Origin of the sequence: Propioniciclava sp. MC1683, assembly GCF_014164675.1 — a bacterium.
GTDB lineage: Bacteria > Actinomycetota > Actinomycetes > Propionibacteriales > Propionibacteriaceae > Propioniciclava.
On sequence record NZ_JACJFX010000015.1, the window covers coordinates 56,284 to 74,738 of the forward strand.

14 protein-coding genes are annotated in these 18,455 nt (G+C 70.7%); 8 read left to right on the forward strand and 6 right to left on the reverse strand.

What is annotated here, in order from left to right; genetic code table 11:
• The first annotated feature begins 79 nt into the window (after nt 1-79).
• From H5397_RS10500 to H5397_RS10515, 4 genes are all read left to right on the forward strand, one after another.
• The gene (locus tag H5397_RS10500) at nt 80-649 is read left to right on the forward strand and encodes a GNAT family N-acetyltransferase (protein ID WP_182817251.1); all 570 of its coding nucleotides are present in this window, start codon (nt 80-82) and stop codon (nt 647-649) included.
• An 89-nt stretch (nt 650-738) separates the two neighbouring features.
• Nucleotides 739-2,370, forward strand: a complete 1,632-nt coding sequence (locus H5397_RS10505) for an NAD(P)-binding protein (protein WP_182817252.1) — start codon at nt 739-741, stop codon at nt 2,368-2,370.
• On the forward strand, nt 2,367-5,954 hold the full coding sequence (nifJ, locus tag H5397_RS10510; protein WP_375539433.1) for a pyruvate:ferredoxin (flavodoxin) oxidoreductase: 3,588 nt from the start codon (nt 2,367-2,369) through the stop codon (nt 5,952-5,954). Before H5397_RS10505 ends, nifJ begins: the two co-directional genes overlap by 4 nt.
• Nucleotides 5,954-6,967, forward strand: coding sequence for a dihydroorotate dehydrogenase-like protein (locus H5397_RS10515; protein ID WP_182817256.1), 1,014 nt, complete (start codon nt 5,954-5,956; stop codon nt 6,965-6,967). Before nifJ ends, H5397_RS10515 begins: the two co-directional genes overlap by 1 nt.
• An 18-nt stretch (nt 6,968-6,985) precedes the next feature.
• On the opposite strand, the gene H5397_RS10520 is transcribed toward H5397_RS10515, so the two are convergent.
• Nucleotides 6,986-7,891, reverse strand: coding sequence for an SDR family oxidoreductase (locus H5397_RS10520; protein WP_182817258.1), 906 nt, complete (start codon nt 7,889-7,891; stop codon nt 6,986-6,988).
• Between the two features lie 110 nt (nt 7,892-8,001).
• Between H5397_RS10520 and H5397_RS10525 the strand changes: the two genes are divergently transcribed.
• Together H5397_RS10525 and H5397_RS10530 are read left to right on the forward strand one after the other, a co-directional pair.
• A complete protein-coding gene (locus H5397_RS10525) occupies nt 8,002-9,345 on the forward strand; it encodes a glycosyltransferase (RefSeq protein ID WP_182817260.1) in 1,344 nt (447 codons plus the stop codon).
• A gap of 2 nt (nt 9,346-9,347) precedes the next feature.
• On the forward strand, nt 9,348-9,737 hold the full coding sequence (locus tag H5397_RS10530; protein ID WP_309224335.1) for a YchJ family metal-binding protein: 390 nt from the start codon (nt 9,348-9,350) through the stop codon (nt 9,735-9,737).
• A 10-nt stretch (nt 9,738-9,747) separates the two neighbouring features.
• Here H5397_RS10530 and H5397_RS10535 read toward each other — a convergent pair whose 3' ends face one another.
• Entirely contained in the window at nt 9,748-10,968 is a 1,221-nt protein-coding gene (locus tag H5397_RS10535; RefSeq protein WP_182817262.1) for an MFS transporter, read from the reverse strand.
• 83 nt (nt 10,969-11,051) lie between these two features.
• Here H5397_RS10535 and H5397_RS10540 point away from each other — a divergent pair, with 83 nt between their 5' ends.
• A complete protein-coding gene (locus H5397_RS10540) occupies nt 11,052-11,663 on the forward strand; it encodes a hypothetical protein (protein ID WP_182817264.1) in 612 nt (203 codons plus the stop codon).
• Between the two features lie 27 nt (nt 11,664-11,690).
• On the opposite strand, the gene H5397_RS10545 is transcribed toward H5397_RS10540, so the two are convergent.
• The 4 genes from H5397_RS10545 to H5397_RS18275 form a co-directional block, all read right to left on the reverse strand.
• Nucleotides 11,691-12,410, reverse strand: a complete 720-nt coding sequence (locus H5397_RS10545) for a DUF72 domain-containing protein (RefSeq protein WP_182817266.1) — start codon at nt 12,408-12,410, stop codon at nt 11,691-11,693.
• A 12-nt stretch (nt 12,411-12,422) separates the two neighbouring features.
• On the reverse strand, nt 12,423-14,636 hold the full coding sequence (locus H5397_RS10550; protein WP_309224336.1) for a heavy metal translocating P-type ATPase: 2,214 nt from the start codon (nt 14,634-14,636) through the stop codon (nt 12,423-12,425).
• A gap of 152 nt (nt 14,637-14,788) precedes the next feature.
• A complete protein-coding gene (locus tag H5397_RS18270) occupies nt 14,789-15,196 on the reverse strand; it encodes a heavy-metal-associated domain-containing protein (RefSeq protein ID WP_255438817.1) in 408 nt (135 codons plus the stop codon).
• Between the two features lie 38 nt (nt 15,197-15,234).
• The gene (locus H5397_RS18275) at nt 15,235-15,504 is read right to left on the reverse strand and encodes a metal-sensitive transcriptional regulator (RefSeq protein ID WP_309224337.1); all 270 of its coding nucleotides are present in this window, start codon (nt 15,502-15,504) and stop codon (nt 15,235-15,237) included.
• Nucleotides 15,505-16,103: 599 nt separating this feature from the next.
• On the opposite strand from H5397_RS18275, the gene dnaB reads away from it, so the two are divergent.
• Nucleotides 16,104-18,209, forward strand: coding sequence for a replicative DNA helicase (gene dnaB, locus H5397_RS10565; protein WP_220492187.1), 2,106 nt, complete (start codon nt 16,104-16,106; stop codon nt 18,207-18,209).
• Nucleotides 18,210-18,455 lie beyond the last annotated feature (246 nt).

Here is an 18,455-nt window from a genome sequence, read left to right on the forward strand (position 1 = left end):
AACAGCGCCCACCTACGATGGGGATCATGCTTGTTGCCTTCTGCGGAGCCCCGTCCGGCGAGCGGCTGGAGCGCCACCTGTGAGCCTCATCACGCCCGTCGGCCACGACGACGTCGACGACGTCGTCCGCGCCCACATCGCCCAACAGCACGTCGCCTACGCGCACATCGCCGACGGCGGGCACGCACGCGCCCTGTGGTCCTCCTTCGACCGGCGGGTCGCGCAGATGCACGACGAGGTGGACGCCGCGGCCGCCGCCACGGCGTCCGGTGGGGAACCTGACGTGGTGCACCTCGTCGCCCGCGGGGAGCGCGGGGCGGTCGTGGGCGTCGCGGCCGCGTTCCGCGGCGTGGGCCAGTGGGAGCGCGAGCTGTTCGGGGAGACCTGGGAGCACCCCGGCCCGGCCTGGTGCCTGGACACCCTCTACGTGATGCCCGGCGTGCGGGGGTCGGGGCTGGGCCTGCGCCTCATGGACGTCGCCCTCCCCCACCGGCGGGCCGCCTACCTGTGGGTGATCAGCGACAACGTCGGCGCGATCCGCTTCTACGAGCGCAACGGGTTCCACCCCGACGGGTTCGCCGGCCGCTCGGGGCCCAGTTGGGGCGACATGGACATGCTGCGCATGGTCCGCCCCGAGCCCGCCGCCTGACGACGCAGGTCGACCGCTCCGGCGGGGAGGCGAAGTTCTACTACACGCGGTAGTGTCTGGGGGACAACTGTGACCACCGGAGGTCTCCCATGCAACAGCCGACGCCGCGCAACCTGACGCCCCTGCCCGACCTGGGCGGCTCCCAGGGCCGAGTGGGCCCGACCCGCGTCAGGATGCCCATCTACGTCGACCTCCTGCCCCCCTGCAACCAGGCCTGCCCGGCCGGCGAGAACATCCAGGAGTGGCTGCGCCTGGTCAAGGCCAAGGAGGATCACGCGGCCTGGCTGGAGCTCACGCGGAACAACCCGTTCCCGGCGATCCACGGGCGCGTCTGCTACCACCCGTGCGAGACCTCCTGCAACCGGGTCGAGCTCGACGGCGCCGTCAGCATCCACTCGGTCGAGCGCTACCTGGGCGACCTCGCGATCGCCAACAACTGGCAGTTCCAGGGGCCCGCGCGCACGAGCGGCCGCAAGGTGCTGGTCATCGGCTCGGGCCCCTCGGGCCTGAGCGCCGCCTACCACCTGGCCATGCTGGGCCACGAGGTCGAGGTGCACGACTCCTCCGACCTGCCCGGCGGCATGATGCGCTACGGCATCCCCGAGTACCGGCTGCCGCGTGACGTCCTCGACGCCGAGGTCGACCGCATCCGCGCCCTGGGCGTCCGGTTCGTGCAGAACCACACGGTCACCGACCTGCTCGCCGAGCAGGCCGAGGGCCACTTCGACGCCGTGTTCGTCGCGATCGGCGCCCACCTGTCCAAGCGCGTCGACATCCCGACCATGGACGCCGGCCGCATCGTCGACGCCGTCGGCTTCCTGCGCGACGTCGCCTCCGGCGAGCGCCCGGTCATCGGACGCCGCGTGGCCGTCTACGGCGGCGGCAACACCGCGATGGACGCCGCCCGCGTGGCCCGGCGCCTGGGCGCGGAGGAGTCGATCGTCGTCTACCGCCGCACGCAGGAGCACATGCCCGCGCACGCCGAGGAGCACGACGAGGCCGTCCGCGAGGGCGTGAAGATGAACTGGCTGCGCACCATCAACCAGTTCGACGAGGGCCACATGCAGGTCGAGATCATGGAGATCAACGACGAGGGCAAGGCCGTCGGCACCGGCCGCTACGAGACGCTCGAGGCCGACACCGTCATCCTCGCGCTGGGCCAGGAGGCCGACTCCGGCTTCCTCCGCACGATCCCCGGCATGCGGTTCGACGGCGACGTCGTCCAGGTCGACCCGAACACGCTCATGACCGACGTGCGCGGCATCTTCGCCGGCGGCGACGCGGTCCCCTCGGAGCGCACCGTCACCATCGGCGTGGGCCACGGCAAGAAGGCCGCCCGCGTCATCGACCGCTGGCTCGCCCAGCGCCCCGTGACCGAGCACCCGAAGAACCCGGTCGCCACGTTCGACAAGCTCAACCTCTGGTACTGGGGCGACGACCGCGCCACCACCCAGCCCGAGCTCGACGTCGCCCAGCGGCTCAACTTCGACGAGATCGTGGGCGGCCTGACCGACGACCAGGCGCGCACCGAGGCGTGGCGCTGCCTGAGCTGCGGCAACTGCATCGAGTGCGACGGTTGCCTGGGCTCCTGCCCCGAGGACGCCGTGATCAAGCTCGGCAAGGGCCTGCGGTACCGGTACGACTACACCAAGTGCACCGGCTGCGGCACCTGCTACGAGCAGTGCCCCGTGCACGCCATCGAGATGATCCCCGAGCGCTGAGAAGGAACGACACCACCATGACCCGAGCGATCATCGACGGCAACGAGGCCGCTGTATCCGTTGCCTTCCGGCTCAACGAGCTGTGCTCGATCTACCCGATCACCCCGTCCTCGACGATGGCCGAGCTGGCCGACGAGTGGGCTGCCCAGGGGCAGGCGAACGTGTTCGGCGTCCGCCCGACCGTGATCGAGATGCAGTCCGAGGGCGGCGCGGCCGGCGCCCTCCACGGCGCGCTGCAGGGCGGCGCCATGTCGACGACCTTCACGGCGTCGCAGGGCCTGCTCCTCATGATCCCGAACATGTACAAGATCGCCGGCGAGCTCACCTCGACGGTGTTCCACGTCGCCGCCCGTTCGCTGGCCGCCCAGGGCCTGTCGATCTTCGGCGACCACCAGGACGTCATGGCCGTGCGCCAGACCGGCTTCGCCCTGCTGGGTTCGGCCTCGGTCCAGGAGGCCCACGACTTCGCCGCCATCGCCCAGCTCTCCACGCTGCGCTCCCGCGTGCCGTTCCTGCACTTCTTCGACGGCTTCCGCACCAGCCACGAGCTGAACACGCTCGACATGCTCAGCGACGACGACCTGCGCGCCTACGTGCCCGAGGACCTCATCCGCGAGCACCGCCGCCGGGCCCTGAGCCCCGAGCACCCCTACATCCGCGGCACGGCGCAGAACCCCGACACCTACTTCCAGTCCCGCGAGACGGTGAACCCCTTCTACGAGAAGGTGCCCGGCATCGTCAGCCAGGCCATGGACGAGTTCGCCGCGCTGACCGGCCGCCGCTACGGCCTGGTCGAGTACCACGGCGACCCCCAGGCCGAGCGCGTCATCGTGATCATGGGCTCCGCGGCCCAGACCGTCATCCAGGCCGTCGACCACCTGAACGCGACCGGCGAGAAGGTCGGCGTGGTCCAGATCCGGCTCTATCGCCCCTTCCCCGTCGAGGACGTCCTGGCCGCGCTGCCGGCGTCCGCCACGAAGGTCGCGGTCATGGACCGCACCAAGGAGCCCGGCGCGGGCGGCGAGCCGCTGTTCCTCGACGTGACCAGCGCGCTGGCCGAGGCAGTGGCGTCCGGACGCCGCGCCAGCCTGCCCAAGGTCATCGGCGGCCGCTACGGCCTCTCCAGCAAGGAGTTCACCCCCGGCATGGTCGTGGGCGTGTTCGATGAACTCGCCACGGCGTCCCCCCGCCCGCGGTTCACCGTCGGCATCAACGACGACGTGTCGCTGACCAGCATCGACTACCCGGGCTGGCTCGACGTCGAGTCCCCCGAGACGCTGCGCGCGGTGTTCTACGGCATCGGCTCCGACGGCACGGTCGGCGCGAACAAGAACACCATCAAGATCCTGGGCGGCAACGAGGGCACCTACGCGCAGGGCTACTTCGTCTACGACTCGAAGAAGTCCGGCTCGCGCACGGTCAGCCACCTGCGCTTCGGCCCCAAGCCGATCACCGCGCCCTACCTGATCAACGCCGCCGGGTTCATCGGGGTGCACCACTGGTCGATCCTCGAGCGGGTCGACGTGCTGCGCTACGCCCGCCAGGGCACGGTCGTGCTCGTCAACGCGCCCTACCCGCCCGAGGAGCTGTTCGGACGCCTCCCCCGCCGCATGCAGGAGCGCCTGATCGAGTTCAACTGCGAGCTGTGGACCGTGGACGCCAACTCCGTGGCCCGCACCGCCGGCATGGGCAACCGCACCAACACCGTCCTCCAGACGTGCTTCTTCGCGATCAGCAAGGTCATGCCGCGCGACGCGGCCATCGAGGAGGTCAAGAAGTCGATCCGCAAGACGTACGGACGCCGTGGCGCCGACGTCGTGGCCAAGAACGAGGCGGCGGTGGACGCCGCGGTCGCCCATCTGCACCGCGTCGAGGTTCCCGACGAGCCGGCCTCCGACGTCGGGATGATCCCGCCGGTGCCCGACCACGCCCCGGCCTTCGTGCGCGACGTGACCTCGGTGATGCTGCTCGACGAGGGCGACAGCCTGCCGGTCTCGGCGCTGCCCGTCGACGGCACCTACCCCTCGGGCACGACCCAGTACGAGAAGCGGAACATCTCCGACATCATCGCCGTCTGGGATGAGGCGGCCTGCATCCAGTGCGGCAACTGCGCGTTCGTGTGCCCCCACTCGGTGCTGCGCGCGAAGTACTACGACGAGGCCGCCCTCGAGGGGGCCCCGGCCACCTTCCAGACCGCCGAGCTGAACGCCGCCGGCCTGCCCGGCGCGCGGTACACGCTGCAGGTGTACGCCGAGGACTGCACCGGCTGCGGCCTGTGCGTCGAGGCGTGCCCGGTCCAGGTCGCCGACGGCGGCGGGCGCAAGGCCATCAACCTGGCCCCCGTCCTCGACCGCGGCCCCGCCCGGCAGAACGTGGCGTTCTACGAGACGATCGCCGTCAACACGCGGTCGCGCGTCGACTTCGGGACCGTCCGCGGCGTCCAGTACCTCGAGCCGCTGTTCGAGTTCTCGGGGGCCTGCTCCGGCTGTGGCGAGACCCCGTACCTGAAGCTGCTGTCCCAGCTGTTCGGCGGGCGGGCGTCCATCGCCAACGCCACCGGCTGCAGCTCGATCTACGGCGGCAACCTGCCCACCACCCCGTGGTCGCGCAACCGCTACGGCCGCGGCCCGGCGTGGTCGAACTCGCTGTTCGAGGACAACGCCGAGTTCGGCCTCGGCCTGCGGCTGGCCGCCGACCTGCACACCAAGCTCGCCCGCGAGCGGCTGGAGCAGATGCGCGTCGAGCTCGACGACGACGGGCTCGTCGACGGCATCCTCGACAACGACCAGCTGTACGAGTCGGACATCTCGGCACAGTTCCGGGCCGTGGAGGAGCTGAAGTTCCTGCTCGACCGGATCGAGGGCCCGCGCGCGGCCGACCTGCGCTCGGTGGCCGACCACCTGATCCGCCGCTCGGTGTGGATCGTCGGCGGTGACGGCTGGGCCTTCGACATCGGCTCCGGCGGCCTCGACCACGTGCTCGCCTCGGGCCGCAACGTCAACGTGCTGGTGCTCGACACCGAGGTGTACTCCAACACCGGCGGCCAGGCCTCGAAGGCCACCCCGATGGGCGCCGTGGCGAAGTTCGCCTCCGGCGGCAAGGAGACCATCAGCAAGGACCTGGCCATGCAGGCCATCGCCTACGGCAACGTGTACGTCGCCCGCATCGCGATGGGCGCCGACCCGCAGCAGACGCTCAAGGCGTTCCGCGAGGCCGAGGCCTACGACGGCCCGTCGCTGATCCTGGCCTACAGCCACTGCATCGCCCACGGCATCGACATGGCCAAGGGCCTCGACCAGCAGTACATGGCGGTGAACTCCGGACACTGGCCGCTCATGCGGTTCAACCCGGTGCTGCGCCAGCAGGGCCGCAACCCGTTCCTGCTCGACTCGCCGCGCCCGCGGTTCCCGCTGCGCACCTACCATGACAACGAGCTGCGGTTCCGCATGCTGAAGGCCACCGACCCCGAGGCCGCCGAGCGCATGGTCGAGTTCGGCCAGATGCAGGTCAACCGCCGGTGGAACGACTACGAAGAGATGTCCAACCGGACAGCGGCCGAGTTCGCCGCCGACGCGAAGGAGTGATGATGGACCTCACGACCCAGTACCTGGGCCTGGAGCTCGAGCACCCCGTGGTGGCCTCGGCCGGTCCGCTGTCCCAGACGCTGGCCGGGGTGGAGGCCCTGGCCGCGGGCGGGGCGTCCGCCATCGTGCTGTACTCGCTGTTCGAGGAGCAGCTGCGCGCCGAGGTGGCGCGCGACGAGCAGCTCATCGACGTGCAGTCCAACGCGTTCGCCGAGGCTCTGGACTACTTCCCGACCGCGCCGATCACGACCAAGTCGGCCGCGTTCTCGTACCTGTCGCTGGTCGAGCGGGCCGCGAAGTCGGTGGACGTGCCGATCATCGCCTCGCTCAACGGCGCCGACCTGGGCGGCTGGGTGGAGTTCTCCCGCGAGGTCGCCGACGCCGGCGCCGCCGCGATCGAGCTGAACATCTACATGGTCCCCGGCGACGTGAAGACCTCGGGCGACCTCGTCGTGAAGCGCCACCTCGAGATCGTCTCGGCGGTCTCCGACGCGGTGAACATCCCCGTGTCGGTCAAGATGTCGCCCTACTTCAGCGCGGTCGGCAACGTCGCGCTGCAGCTGGTGGACGCCGGGGCGGCCGGGCTCGTCATGTTCAACCGGTTCCTCAACCCGGACGTGGACATCGAGACGCTGAACACCGACGCCGAGTTCGAGCTGTCGACGCCGCAGGAGGGCCGCCTGCCCCGCACGTGGATCGCCTCGCTGCGCAACCACACCACGGCCTCGCTGGCCGGGTCGTCGGGCGTGGAGTCCTCCGACGACGTCGTGAAGTACCTGCTCGCCGGCGCCGACGTGGTCATGACGACCGCGGCGCTGATCCGGCACGGGCGCGGCTACACCCGCGAGCTCGTCGGCGGCCTGCAGAGCTGGATGGTCCGCAAGGGCTTCGTCTCGCTCGACCAGGTGCGCGGCATGCTCGCGGTACCCACCGTCTGGGACGGCGAGGCCGTCCGTCGCGGCGGGTACGTCTCCGCGATCCAGGCCGCGAAGGCCCGCTACGGCGCCCTGTGACGCCGCAGCGGGGGTCGGTCAGAAGACCGCGCGGCCCCCGGTGACGCCGAGCACCGTGCCGGTGACGTAGGACGCCTCCAGCGGTGAGGCCAGGTAGACGAACGCGCCCGCCAGCTCGGCCGGCTGTCCCGGACGCCCCAGCGGCGTGTCCACGCCGAACTCCGGCATGGTGTCGCCGTCCTTGGTGGCCGGCTGCAGCGGCGTCCAGATCGGGCCTGGCGCGACGGAGTTCACGCGGATGCCCTTCGGGCCGAGCTCGTTGGCCAGGTTCACCGTGATGTTGTTGATCGCCGCCTTGGTCGAGGCGTAGTCGATGAGCCGCTCGGAGGGGTCGTAGGCCTGGATCGAGCTCACGTTGATGATGCTCGAGCCCTCACCGAGGTGCGGCAGGGCCTGCTGGGTGACCCAGATGAGCGCGTAGAGGTTGACCTTCATCACCAGGTCCATCTCCTCGGTCTTCACCGAGGCGAGGCCCTGGTCGCGGCGTGCCCACTGGAACGCGGCGTTGTTGACCAGGACGTCCAACCCGCCGAGCTCGTCGATGGCCTTGTCGACCATGCCGCGGGCGGCCGCCTCGTCGGACAGGTCGGCGGGGACGAGCACGCAGCGGCGCCCGGCCTTCTCGACCCAGGACGCGGTGTCCTCGGCGTCGGACTGCTCCTCGGGCAGGTAGTTGATCGCGACGTCGGCGCCCTCGCGGGCGAAGGCGATGGCGACGGCCCGGCCGATGCCGGAGTCACCGCCGGTGATGAGGGCCTTGAGGCCGGCGAGGCGGTCGCGGCCGACCCAGGTCTCCTCGCCGTGGTCGGGGTGCGGATCCATCTTCGAGGTCAGGCCCGGGGGCTCCTGCTCCTGGGCCGGGAAGCCGCCCTGCGCGCTGGTCAGGGATCGGGCCGTGCGGTCAATGGCGTGCAGATCGGTCATGCTTCCTTGATACCAGCGTGTCGCCATCGTGACCCCTTGCCAACGGCACTTTCACCCCTGGGGGTGGCAGTGACCGGTCCCCGGGGCCGCCCGGCGATACAATCCCCGGGATGAGCGAGGTCGGGAACGAACACACGGACGCCGAGGCGTCCGGCCACGAACGACCCCTGAAGGTCGCCCTCTTCACCGACATGTACGGGCCCGGCCACAGCGGGCTGCTGTACGCGGTGCAGTTCCTCGAGGGCGAGTTGCTGCGGGCCGGCTGCGAGGTGCAGGTGGTGGCGCCGGCGTGCTCGGGCCCCAACCCCTACCGGGAGCACCCCCTGCGCACCGAGAGGCGCCTGAAGTCGATGCGGATCCCGGGCCTGCCGATGGCGGTGGCCGACGGCCGCGGCTTCGAGGCCGCGCTGAACGCCTTCGCCGCCGACCCGCCCGACGTCATCCACGTGCACGGGCTGGGCTCGGTCGGCATGCTCGGCGTCTGGGCCGCCGACCGTCTCGAGGTGCCCCTTCTGGTCACCTGGCACACCGACTTCGAGGCCTACGCCGACCACTACGCGATGCTGACCCCCTTCATCTCGGCGTACTACCGCCTGCTGAAAGCCTCGACGCACGGCATGAAGCGGCCCACGCTGCAGGACATGCGCCGCTGGGTGCGCGTGAAGTGGTGGAAGCGCGGCATGTCCCGGCGCAACCTGCTCAACGCGGCGCGCGACATGCTCGAGTCGGCCGACCTGGTCACGACGCCGTCGGACAAGACGGCCGTCCGCGTGCGCGAGCTCGCCCCGCACAGCCGGATCAAGGTGGTGCCCAACGGCGCCGACGCCCTGCCCGAGGGCGGCCCCCCGCTGGCCCGCGGCGACGGCCCCCGCATCCTCTACGTCGGGCGCATCGCCCCGGAGAAGAACATCCAGCTGCTGCTGGAGGCCTTCGAGTGGGTGCGCGAGGAGATCCCCAACGCCGAGCTGATGTTCGTCGGCGACTGGAACGCCTCCAGCTGGCTCGAGGCCAAGCTCGCGATCGCACGCCGACGCGGCGGGGTGATCCTGGCCGGACAGATCCCGCGCGAGGAGCTCGGCCCCTACTACGCCTCCGGCGACGTGTTCGCGTTCCCGTCGCTGACCGACACCCAGGCGCTCGTGCTGCACGAGGCCGCGCACGCGGGCCTGCCGATCGTGTCGGTCGACCACGAGCTGCGGCTGGTCCTGGACGACGGCGTCAACGGAGCCATCGCCCGTCCGACGCCCGAGTCGCTCGCCCGCCAGCTGGTGATGCTGATCCACAAGCTCGAAGACCCGGACTTCAAGGCCACCGCCCGCGCTCGCTCGCGCGAGATGGCGTCCTGGTGGACCATCGAGCACCAGTCGACGGCGATCCTCGAGCTCTACCGCGACCTGGCCGCGGGGCGTCCGGTCGTCGAGTCGATGAAGGCCGTCCGGCCCGACGGGGCCTGAGCGTGGCCGAACCGTTGGCGTGCCCCTGCGGCCCCGGCAAGCCGTATGCCGCCTGCTGCGGGGCGATCCACGACGGACGCCGGCCCGCGGCCACCGCCGTGGCCCTGATGCGCTCGCGCTACGCCGCGTTCGCGCTCGGCCTGTCGGAGTACCTGTGGCGCACCTGGCACCCGTCCACCCGCCCGGCCACGGTCGACCTCGACGACGACCTCGTCTGGACGGGCCTGGTCATCGAGGACAGCACCGGCGGCCAGCCGTGGGACGACGCAGGCACGGTGCGGTTCACCGCCTCCTGGACGTCCGGACGCCGCAGCGGCACCCTGCGCGAGACGTCGCGCTTCGCGTTCCTCGACGGGGCGTGGGTCTACGTGGACGGGTCCATCCACCACTGACCCCCGCGGCTCAACGCGCCGGGTCCGGGTCCCCGGCCGTGCGGCGGTGGCGGCGCGCCACCCAGCCCACGGCGGCCGCCGGGAGCAGCAGCGCCGCGCAGGCGATCGCGAGCCCGTTGTAGCCGATCAGGACCAGCACCGGACCGCTGAGCACCGCGGCGGCGGCCCCGCCGTAGCTCATCAGGGCGTCCGTGGCGCCCTGGAGCGGCACGCGCACGTCGCCGGCGTCCACGCCCGCGAGCAGCACCGAGGCGGCGATGGTGCTGGCCGACCAGCCCACCCCGAGCAGGAACAGGGCGACGGTGACCAGGGTGAGGTTGTCCTTCCAGGCGAACGCGATGGCCGCCGAGACGCCGAGGGTGATGATGCCCAGCAGGGCGGTGCGCATGGGGCCGACGCGGTCGGCGAGCCACCCGAAGAGGGGGCTGAGGGCGTACATGCCGAGGATGTGCAGGCTGATCACGAGCCCGATCACCGTGAGCTGGTGGTCGTGGTGGCCCAGGTGCACAGGCGTCATCGACATCAGGCCGACCATGACCGCGTGCGCCGTCACGAGCAGCACCACCGCGAAGCGGGCGACGGGGTGGCGGAACGCCCAGCCCAGGGCCGCCAGCGCGCCGGCGGGGCGGCGTCCGGTCTCGGTGGGGGCCGCCCAGCCCGCCGGGCGGCGGTAGAGCAGGGCCGCGCTGAGGCCGGCCAGCGTGAACGCCGCGACCGAGAACAGGTAGGGCCCGGCGAGGTCGGGCAGGCCGAGGGGGCGTCCGACCTCGGCGCCGGCCGCGGTCAGGTTGGGGCCGATGACCGACCCGATCGTGGTGGCCCACACGACGACCGACATCGTGCGTCCGCGCCGGGCCGGGTCGACAAGCTCGGACGCCGCGTAGCGGGTCTGCAGGTTGGTCGCCTGCGCGGCGCCGAACAGGAGCAGGCCGGCGAACAGGATCCCCAGGTTGCCCAGCCAGCTCGCCACGAGGACGACGACAGCCCCGGACGCTGCGGCTGCGTACCCGACGGTCAGCGCGCGGCCGCGGCCCCGCCGGGCGGCCAGGGTCGCGAGCGGGACGGCCATCAGGCCGGCGCCGAAGACGCTGAGCGCCTGGCCCACCCCGGCCAGGGCCGTGCCGCCGAGGCTGGCGGTGAGCAGGGCGCCGACCGCGATCCCGGAGGCCACGCCCACCCCGCCGAGCACGTTGCTGAGGATGAGTGCACCCAGGGCCCGCGTCGTTGACATGCGCGTCAGGGTAGTCCCCGCCGGGGCATCGGTCCCTCGGCGTCAGCCCTGCTGCGCGGCGACCGCCGTGGCAGGATCGAGGCATGGACCCCCTACCGCGCGTCCGGCCGCCGGCCGGGATGCTGCTGCACCGGTTCACGGTGAGGCCGCGCCACCTGGACGACTGGCTCGCGCTCTGGCCGGCCGAGGCGGAGTCGCTGCGTGCGGCGGGGTTCACCCTCCACCGGCTGTTCGTCGAGACCGACGCCGAGCCGAAGGTGACGCTGCTGGCGTCCCACCCCAGTCGGCAGACGCTGCCCGTGGCCCAGCCCGAGGCGCTGGCCCCGCACGTGTTCCGCAACGCCGTGACCCGACCGGTGCGGTGCGACCTGCTGACCACGGCGTCCGCCGCGACCGTCGCGGGCCGGATCGCGATCATGCGCCGGTACGCGATCGTAGGGGGCTGGGAACCCTTCCTGCACCTCTGGGAGCGCATCGTCCCGGTGCGGGAGCGGCACGGGTTCCGGTGCCTGTTCGCGGTCAGCGACGTGCCCCACGACCTGTTCACCTGGGCGTTCGACTTCGCTGGCACGTGGCCTGAGTTCCCCGATGCCCAGCGCGGCTACTACGCCGACCCCGAACGGGTGGCCCTGCGCGAGGTGTTCCACCACATGGCCGACTACTCCATCCACCCCGCGCGGCAGGTGCTGGTGTGATCCCCCTCTGTGCAGCCCCGGGGGGACTCAACCGAGCATCGCCCGGAGCGTCCGGGCGTTGCGGACGGCGTTCCCGCCGCCGTCGTTGTTGAAGTAGGCGTACACCTCGCGGCCCTGGCCCTCCCACTCGCGGACACGGTCGGCCCACCACGCCAGGTCGGCGTCGCTGTACGAGCCGCCGTAGAGCCAGTGGCGGTCCGGGCCGTGGAGCCGGAGGTAGACCACCGGGGCGGTCGCGCGCAGCACGCACGGCAGGTGCGCCCCGGACATCACCACGTAGGCCGCCCGGTGCCGCTCGAGAAGGTCGAACACGTCGTCGCGGACCCAGGAGTCGTGGCGGAACTCCACCGCCACGGGCAGCCACCAGGGCAACTGCGCCAGGAAGTACTCCAACCGCGCGTCGTCGCGCGCCAGGCCCGGAGGCAGCTGCACGAGGAGTTGCCCCCGCTTGTCGTGCAGGGCGTGCCAGGAGGTCAGGATGCGCCCGACCCAGTACTCGGGGGCGTACAGCTTGCGGGCGTGCGTGAGCGCGCGCGGCGCCTTCACGGTCATGCGGAAGCCCTCGGGGAGGCGGCGCTGCCACGACGCGAAGGACGCGTCCCGGGGCCAGCGGTAGAAGCTGGCGTTGAGCTCGACCGTGGCGAACTCCGACGTGTAGATCCCCAGCCGGTCGGCGGGCCGGGCCCCGTGGTACAGCACGTCGTCCCAGTGGTCGTACGACCACCCCGATGTCCCGATCCAGGCCATGCGTCCTGGCCGTCAGCGGCTCTCGGGGCGGAAGCCCCGCAGCAGGAGCGAGTTCGCCACCACGAAGACGGAGCTGAACGCCATGGCGGCGCCGGCGATCATCGGCGTCAGCATGCCCAGCGCGGCCAGCGGGATCGCGGCCACGTTGTAGGCGAACGCCCAGAACAGGTTGGTCCGGATCGTGCGCAGGGTGCGCCGTGACAGCCGGATCGCGTCGACGGCCAGCACCAGGTCGCCGCGCATCAGGGTGATGCCGGCGGCCTCCTTGGCGGCGTCGGTGCCCGACCCCATGGCGATGCCGAGGTCGGACGCCGCGAGCGCGGCCGCGTCGTTCACCCCGTCGCCGACCATGGCGACCTGCCCGCGGGACTGGAGCTCGCGGACCACCGCGACCTTGCCCTCGGGGCGCACGTTCGCGCGCACCTCATCGATGCCGACGCGGTCGGCCACAGCCCGGGCCGCGCGCTCGTTGTCGCCGGTGAGCAGCACCGGGGACAGGCCGAGGGCCTTCAGGCGGCCGATCGCGTGGGCGGAGGTCTCCTTGATCGTGTCGGCCAGGGCGACCACGCCGATCGGTTCGGCGCCGCGCAGCACGACGACGGGGGTCTCCCCGCGGCCCTGCGCATTGTCGACCACGGACGCCAGCGGCTGCGGGAGCGAGCCCACGGCGTCCGGCCTGCGGACCGCGACCTCGACGCCGTCGACGGTCGCGCGCACGCCCTCGCCGGGGACGTTCTCGAAGTGCTGCAGCTCGCCCAGCCCGGCCGGGGATGCAGCGGCCACGATCGCCCCGGCGAGCGGGTGCTCGGAGCCGGACTCGGCGGTGCCGGCCAGCCGGAGCAGGTCGGCCTCGGTGACCCCGTCGGCGGGGTGCACCGCGACGACGCGGAGGTCGCCGCGGGTGACCGTCCCGGTCTTGTCGAGCGCGATGGTGCGGACGGTGCGCGCCCGCTCGAGCACGTCGGGCCCGGCGATGATCGCGCCCATGCGGGCACCCACACCGGTGCCGACGAGCAGCGCCGTCGGGGTGGCCAGGCCGAGCGCGCACGGGCAGGCGATGATCAGCACGGCGACCGCGGCGGTCGCGGCGAACAGCACGGTCTCGCCGGCCAACAGCCAGCCGGCGAACGTGAGCACCGCGATGACGAGGACGATCGGCACGAAGATGCCCGAGATCCGGTCGGCCAGCGCCTGGACGGGCGCCTTGCGGGTCTGGGCCTCCTCGACCATGCGGGCCATGCGGGCAAGCTCGGTGTCGCCGCCGAGGGCGGTCGCGCGCACGACGAGGCGTCCGTTGGCATTCAGGGTGGCGCCGAGCACCTTGTCTCCGGGGTTCTTGTCGACGGGGACCGACTCGCCCGTGACCATCGACTCGTCGACGGCGCTGGTGCCGGCCACGATGACCCCGTCGGTGGCGACCTTCTCCCCCGGGCGCACGACGAACTCGTCGTCGAGCTTCAGGAAGTCGATCGGGACGCGCTGCTCGACGCCGCCGCGCAGCACGGTGGCCTCGGAGGCGCCCATCGTCAGCAGCGCGCGCAGCGCCTCGGAGCTCTGGGTCTTCGAGCGGGCCTCGAACCAGCGCCCGGCGAGCAGGAACGTGGTGATACCGGCGACGGCCTCGAAGTAGACGGCCGCGGCGTCGGAGCGACCGATCGAGAACTCAAACGCGTGCGTGTAGTGCAGGTCGCCGGCATGCGTGAACAGCAGCGCCCACACCGAGTACCAGAAGGCCGCCGAGGTCCCCAGGGAGATGAGCGTGTCCATCGTGGTGGCGCGGTGCTTGAGGTTGACCCACGCGGAGTGGTGGAAGCGGCGTCCGGCCCAGAAGTAGATGGGGGCGGTCAGCAGCAGGGAGGCCCACGTCCAGCCCGGGAACTGCAGGGCGGGCACCATCGCGAGCGCGATGACGGGCACTGCGAGAACGGCGCTGAGGATGAGGTCCCGCTTGAGCGGGGCGGCACGGTCGACCTCGGGGGCGGCGGGGTCCGGACGCCGCGCGCTGTAGCCGGTCGACGCGACGACCTCGATGAGGTCGTCGGCGGTGGTCCCGGCCGGGACGAGGATCTTGGCCTTCTCGGTGGCGTAGTTGACCGACGCGATGACGCCGTCGACCTTGTTGAGCTTCTTCTCGATGCGGGCCGCGCAGCTGGCGCAGGTCATGCCGTCGATGTCGAGTTCGAGCGATTCCCGTCGCTCGTCGGTTGTCGTGGGCGTGGTGGCCACGGTGGATCACTCCTTGGTGCGGAGGACCGGCGGGTGGTCGGGCGAACCCGAGGACTGACCGGCCCTGGCGGATTGGTGTGTGTTCAGTTGTGGGGTTCAGGTGTGGTGGGCTCGACTGGGCCTGCCCCCGACAGGCCCAGCCGGACGATCAGTCAGGAGACGGTGTAGTCCCCCGCCTCGGCGACGGCCTCGACGATGCGGTCGAAGTCGACCGGGGCGTCGGAGACGACCTTGAGCGAACCGGAGTCGAGGTCGACCTTCACGCCGGTGACACCGGGGATCGCGGAGACCTCCTCGGTGACGGCCTTGGTGCAGTGCTCGCAGGTCATCCCCGAGACGGTGTACTCGGCCGTGGTCGCGCCGGCCGGGGCGGCGTCCGACTCACCGCAGGTGCAGGGCTTGCCCTCCTGGCAACCGCACGTGCAGTCGGGACCGCAGTTGCAGGTCTTGGCCACCGGGGCGGCCTCGGGCTGGGCGTGCCCGCCACAGCCGCAGCCGCCGCACCCGCAGCCACCACCCGAGGCGGTGGCGTTGGCGTCCTTGATCGACAGGTCAACCATGATGTTCTCCTTCGTGGCTTGCGTGGGTGTTGTGGTGTTCAGCTGCGCACGAGGCGGGCGATCGCCTCGGACGCCTCCTGCATCTTCTCCTCCGCCGACGCCCCACCCTCGCGGGCGGCTGCGACGACGCAGTGGGCCATGTGGTCCTCGAGCAGCTCGAGGGCGACGGACTGGAGCGCCTTCGTCATGGCCGAGATCTGGGTGAGGATGTCGATGCAGTACTTCTCCTCCTCCACCATGCGCTGGAGGCCGCGGGCCTGGCCCTCGATGCGGCGCAGGCGGCGCAGGTAGTTGTCCTTCGCGGTGATGTAGCCGTGGGCGTGGCCCTCGGACCCTTCAGCGTGGCAGCCGCCACCGCCCCCGCCGCAACCACACCCGCACCCGGACGCCGCGGGCGTCGGTGTCTCGGTGGTCACCTCGGCGACGACCGGGCTGTCGACCAGCTCTGTCATGACTTCCTCCTACCTACCCAACCATACCCCCTGGGGGTTTGCTCCCATACCCCCCGGGGGGTAGCTTCCAGCGCCTGCCGCTGTGGACAAACGGTGGATGAACGCGCTCCTTACCACCCCACACCCGAGGCGCGTCAACCCCCAAGTCACGTTGTCCCACGAAGCGAAAACTAGGGGGAACCCACAGGGGGTTCACGATGAATCACCTAGTCAAAGGTGGTTTTCGGGGAGAAGTTCTTCGGTGTCCCCAGCTACGACGGCGTGTCGCTCACAGGGTGCACGGCGTGGGTCCACAGATATCCACATTTGCATCCACAGGAGGGGTGGATGGGGAGTTTGAGAAGCTCTCAGGATGGGTCTACCGTCACGAGAACCCCCCGGGACGAAGCCGGATCTGCGCAGAGTGTCAGACCCCGATGCTTGGGTGGGTGCGTGGACAGAAGGAGCGCGACGAGATGACGACGGACCAGCAGGGCGAGTGGTCGGGCAACGTCGTCCCGTTCGAGCGGTCGGGCGGTGGCGGGTACGCCGACCGGACGCCGCCGCAGGACCTGGCCGCCGAGCAGTCGGTGCTGGGCGCGATGCTGCTGAGCAAGGATGCGATCGGCGAGGTCACCGAGGTGCTCAAGGGGCGTGACTTCTACCGCCCCGCGCACGAGTACATCTACGACGCGGTCATGGACCTGTACGGCTCGGGCGAGCCCATCGACGCCATCACCGTGGCCGACCACCTCGGCAAGAAGGGCCAGCTCCAGCAGGTCGGCGGCCACATCTACCTGCACGAGCTACTGAGCTCGGTGTCGGTGACCGCGAACGCCACCTACTACGCCGAGATCGTGCGCGACAAGGCCGTGCTGCGCCGGCTCGTCGACGCGTCGATGAAGATCTCGCAGATGGGCTACCAGGCCGAGGGTGACGTCACGAGCATCGTCGACCGGGCCCAGCAGACGATCTACGAGGTCGCCGAGAACCGCACCAAGGAGGACTACCAGCCGCTGTCGGAGCTGGTGGAGCTCACCCTCGACGAGATCGAGGCCCTCACCCAGCACGGGCAGATGGCCGGCGTCCCGACCGGGTTCATCGACCTGGACCACCTGACCAACGGCCTGCACCCGGGCCAGATGATCATCATCGCGGCGCGTCCCGGCATGGGTAAGTCGACGCTGGGGCTCGACTTCGCCCGCTCGGCCGCCATCCGCCACGGCCTGTGCTCGGTCTTCTACAGCCTGGAGATGACGAAGTCCGAGATCGTGATGCGCCTCATGTCCGCCGAGTCGGGCGTGCCGCTGAACGCGATCCGCAAGGGCGACATGACCGAGGAGTACTGGCAGCGCATCTCGAACAAGACCGCCCAGGTGTCGCGGGCGCCGTTGTTCATCGACGACTCCCCCAACCTGACGATGATGGAGATCCGCGCCAAGTCGCGCCGGCTCAAGCAGCGCAACGACCTCAAGCTGATCATCATCGACTACATGCAGCTGATGACCTCGGGCAAGAAGGTGGAGTCCCGCCAACTCGAGGTGTCGGAGTTCTCGCGCCAGATCAAACTGCTGGCCAAGGAGCTCGAGGTTCCCGTCGTCGCGCTGTCGCAGCTCAACCGTGGCCCCGAGGCGCGTCAGGACAAGAAGCCCATGCTGTCGGACCTGCGTGAATCGGGCTGCCTCACCGCCGACACCCGCGTGTTGCGTGCCGACACCGGTGCCGAGGTCACCATGGGCGAACTGTTGGCATCGGGTGAGCGCAACGTCCCCGTGTGGTCGTTGGACGCCGACGGCCGCATGGTCGCCCGCCCCATGACCCACGTGTTCAGCTCAGGAGTCAAGAAGGTCTACCGCCTGCGATTGACCTCCGGACGCGAGGTCAAGGCGTCCGCGAACCACCCCTTCCTGACTCGGGACGGCTGGATGCCTTTGGGCGAGCTGGCTGCGGGTACCGAGTTGGCGGTCCCCCGCTTCGTGCCCGAGCCCTTGAACCCCGAGCCCAGACCCCATGCGGACGTCCGAGATGCCGCCAAGGCGGTTGAAGGAGGAGCAGACTTGCCAGACTGGGTGCCATCGCTTCCCAATGATCAACTGGCGCTTTTCCTCAACTTCCTCGCGGCAGGCACAACCGGCCCCTTGTTCCAGACCCGGCACCGCAGGCTCGCCGACGACCTGGCGCGCCTCTGGCTGCGTCTGGGTGCCGTGGCGGACGTTCAAGGCGGAGACTACGGATCGAGATTCGTCTTGGATGCGTCTCCGTTCGGAGCACCGGCAGACGGAGCGAAGGACATCCGCTGGCATGTCATCGCGTCTATCGACTACTTGGGCGAAGAAGAGGTGTTCGACGCCACCGTCCTCGACACCCACAACTTCGTCGCCGACGGCATCTCGGTACACAACTCCCTCGAGCAGGATGCCGACATGGTGATCCTGCTTCACCGCGAGGATGCCTACGACAAGCAGTCCCCCCGCCAGGGTGAGGCCGACTTCATCGTCGCCAAGCACCGTAACGGCGCAACGGACACCCTGCCTGTGGCCTTCCAGGGCGCCCTGAGTCGTTTCGTGGACATGCAGCGATAGCTGGGCGCAACAGCAGCCGCAACATTCGAGCTGCTTCGGTCGCGAACGGGGCCGAAGCAGGCCTATGGATCCGCAATCGTTGCAGGGACCACGTAACTGTGAACGGTGCGGTCTCGTCGGACCTGAGTTGGACCTCTGCAGCGGATTTCGGGGTTTCGGCCATGTATCGCGGCTAGTCAGTCGCATTTGGGCGTCGGGTTCGGGGCACTAAAGGCCCGGTAGGATCGCCCGGTGAGCCCGTTCCTG